Genomic DNA, 2,471 nt, shown 5'->3' on the forward strand with positions numbered 1-2,471 from the left:
TCGGCGCATAGCCAACCGCTCAGTTGCGGATTGCAGGTTTGAGGGGATTGTTCACCAGTCCGGCGTCAAGGCTCAGCTCCCCCGTGAGCGGCTGGTCGGGGCGCTCGAAAGACATGGCGTGGTCGGCAAGGTAAACCGCCATCTCCGGGAAACTCGAGTACGCCGGCGCGATGAAGTGCTGGGAGGAGGCAAGCAGGTACAGGTCGACGATCGCCGAGCGCACGCCCTCGGTGGTGTTGTAACCGCCCTTGTCACTCAGGGCGACGCAGTCGTCGAAGCGACTCATGATCCGTTCCTGCGCCTCGGCGGTGTCGCAGGACAGGTAGAAGCGCACGTCGGGGAATCGTTCGCGCGCCGCGCGCATGCGCTGCTCGAACCACTCCACCGGTGAGGACTGCAGGGTCTTGGCGTGCGAAACCGTATGGGAGCGCACCTGCACTCCCACGTAGCGCCGCCCGCGCAGGGAGTCGTCGAAGACTCGGTTGACTCGTTCGGCGATCTCCGCAACCGGGGTCAGGGCGCGGAAGTCCTCCGTCCACGGTCGCATGCCATCGTCCCAGGTGACCGGCTGCCCGCCGGAGCGGATCTGCCACAGGTGATCGCGCCGCATGGACTCCGTGATCGCCGTCGGTCCGGGACCGTAGAAATGGTGGATCGGTGAGATGGCCCGAGAGGCCCAGCGCGGCACGCGGTGCCCGGCGTCGAAGTGCCATAGCTCGTCCATGGCCGGACCGAAGTAGCGGTCCGTCCCCCACACGTAGAACAGCTCCCGTCCCTCGCGCTCGGCCAGCACCTTCGCGGACAGCAGCGCCCGCACCCGGTTGCCGAGACCATCCTGGCGGCCGGTGTATATCAGCAGCGACTTGGGGCCGGTGAGCAGCCTGAATGGGGTCGGCAATGACATCAGCGCTGCCCCCGCAGTTCCAGATACCACTTGGGCAGCGCCAGGACCACGTAGCCCGCATAGCCGACGAGCATGAGCCCGTACACCCACAGGAACACCACGGGCGCGAAGCGCAACACCAGCACCAGGCACATCAGCCCGTAGTCGGTGGGCACCGACAGCAGTGACTTAAGCACGCCCGCGCGGCCCTCGTCCTTCGCCAGAGGGGTGCCTCCGGCGTAGCGCAACTGGTAGGTGAGGATGTAGCTGAAGAAGTGGATGTTCTGCACCGCGCCGAAGGCCAGCGGCACCAGCAGGAGTGCCGGGGTCGACAGGTCGGCGAACCGGAACAGGCCGATGGCGATGGCACCGTGGATAGTGGACAGCTTGATCACGTCGGCCACGTGGTCCAACCACTCCCCCGCCTTCGAACCGCCATGGCGCAGCCGCGCCAACTGGCCGTCCGCCGAGTCCAGGGCATAGCCGAGCATCAGCAGCAGGGATGTGGCCACACAGGCGAGCACCGAGGGGCGCCATACGGCCAGCAACACGATGCCGACATAGGTGCAGCAGGCGGAGATCGCCGTGACCTGGTCAGGCGTCATGCCCAGCCGGTGGGCGATGGCGGCGAGTACCCGCCCCACGGGCCGGTTGATCAGGCGGGAGTACAGCGGGGCACCCGCCTTCGCCTTCTGCGCCGACGCCAAGGCATGAATGTTCTCCCGGATTGAGGGGCGAGGACTCGTCTGGGACGCGGATGCGCTCATCCAGAGCTCCAATCAGTAGTACAACGACATAACAAGTTAGCATGCCCCGCGCGGCGCCGACTCCGGCCGAGGCCGGTAGCTCCCGGCGTGCTACTCCGCCGTGGTCGGGACGTCGCGCAGAGTGGGATTGGGGGTCATGGCGCGCAAGCCGTTCCAGGCGAGGTTGACCATGTGAGCGGCCACCTCTTCCTTGCTCATCGCCGGGTTGTCCAGCCACCACTGCGAGGGCATGGCCACAATGCCGACCAGCATCTGCGCGTACAGCGGGGCGGTGCGCGGATCGAGCCCGTGCGTGGAGAACTGCTTGGCGAGCAGCCCCGACACTTGGATCGCGACGTCGGCCAGCAGGGTGGAGTAGGTGTCCGAGCTGTGGGTGTTGGTGGCGGACAGGATGCGGAAGCCGTCGGAGGATTCCTCGATGTAGGTGAGCAGCGCCAGCGCGGCGCGCTCGACGATCACCGAGGCGGACGAGGAGGACTTTAGCGCCTGCGTGATCGTAGTGGAGATGGCGGTGAGTTCGCGGTCCACGATGACGGCGTACAGGCCCTCCTTGCCACCGAAGTGCTCATAGACCACGGGCTTGGACACCTTGGCGCGGTTGGCGATCTCCTCAATGCTGGTGGCCTCGAAGCCCTTCTCAGCGAACAGCGCTCGGGCCACGGTGATCAGTTGCTCACGCCGTTCGGAGGCGCTCATCCGGGTTCTCTTGCTGGCCTTGCTGCTCATAACTGCTCGTTGGGTGTCTGCGTCTTGCAACTCGGGTATGCCGGGGCGTCCGACAAGGCGTTGCGCGCGCAACGCCTGGGCATCGGGGACAAACG

Annotated in this window: 3 protein-coding genes; all 3 read right to left on the minus strand. The window is 66.3% G+C overall.

The window, feature by feature from the left end; translation table 11 throughout:
• Nucleotides 1-19 precede the first annotated feature (19 nt).
• Nucleotides 20-904, minus strand: coding sequence for a hypothetical protein (locus DRB06_RS15240; protein ID WP_111820412.1), 885 nt, complete (start codon nt 902-904; stop codon nt 20-22).
• Entirely contained in the window at nt 904-1,650 is a 747-nt protein-coding gene (locus tag DRB06_RS15245; protein ID WP_108968435.1) for a CDP-alcohol phosphatidyltransferase family protein, read from the minus strand. The genes DRB06_RS15240 and DRB06_RS15245 overlap by 1 nt, the downstream gene beginning before the upstream one ends.
• 90 nt (nt 1,651-1,740) lie before the next feature.
• On the minus strand, nt 1,741-2,346 hold the full coding sequence (locus DRB06_RS15250; RefSeq protein ID WP_395994458.1) for a TetR/AcrR family transcriptional regulator: 606 nt from the start codon (nt 2,344-2,346) through the stop codon (nt 1,741-1,743).
• Nucleotides 2,347-2,471 lie beyond the last annotated feature (125 nt).

Origin of the sequence: Actinomyces sp. Z5, assembly GCF_003287795.1 — a bacterium.
Lineage (GTDB): Bacteria > Actinomycetota > Actinomycetes > Actinomycetales > Actinomycetaceae > Actinomyces > Actinomyces glycerinitolerans.